The organism is Sutterella massiliensis (genome assembly GCF_016899755.1).
Taxonomy (GTDB): domain Bacteria; phylum Pseudomonadota; class Gammaproteobacteria; order Burkholderiales; family Burkholderiaceae_F; genus Sutterella; species Sutterella massiliensis.
In genome coordinates this window covers 1-617 of the sequence record NZ_JACJJC010000211.1, presented here as the reverse complement: position 1 = coordinate 617, position 617 = coordinate 1, and the positions used below count along the sequence as shown (strand labels likewise).

Genomic DNA, 617 nt, shown 5'->3' with positions numbered 1-617 from the left:
TCGGTTTCGAGCAGCATGGTCCGTTCCTTCCCGAAGAGGTGAGAAGACCATTCTGCCTGAGTGTGGCAATGTCGGTGTCATTCGATGATTCGATTCCACGGCATGCTCGATTTCGGTGGCTTCGTCTGCCGTAAAGCCGTGCGCAAAAGACCGTCATGAGAGTGATGACATCTCGGGCGAGCTCCTCTTCAAAAGTCTTTTCGGGCGGCACTTCAAGCACCTCAATATCGGTGAGCACCTTGCGGCACACCTGCCGAATCAAGTCGACGCCGAAGCGCAGCAGCCGGTCTTCGTGCACGACCGTGAGCTTGCCGATTCGTCCGTCGAGAAGCTGACGCATTAAGGAACGGAGCCCGGGCTTGCTGCAGTTAAGGCCGGAGCCAATATCCTCGATCACCTCCTCGCAACCGGCTTCCCGCAAGCGGTTCGATTGACGCAACAGGTCGTTCTTCTGGTCATGCGATGAGACACGTGCGTAACCGATATGCTTGCGAGCCGGGTTCTCCGTCGAAACAGTCGGTACCTCGAATCGACGATGCCCGCCGAATGTACGGCAGGCGACCTTGATCAGACCGCGTTGGGCCCAGCGCCTGATCGTACTGGGAGAAACACCGTAG

At 57.7% G+C, this 617-nt stretch carries 1 protein-coding gene; it reads right to left on the bottom strand.

Annotated elements, in window-relative coordinates; all coding sequences use genetic code 11:
- Window positions 1–617 (bottom strand): IS607 family transposase (locus tag H6A60_RS12210; protein WP_205105011.1); only part of this gene is annotated, 617 nt, incomplete at both ends.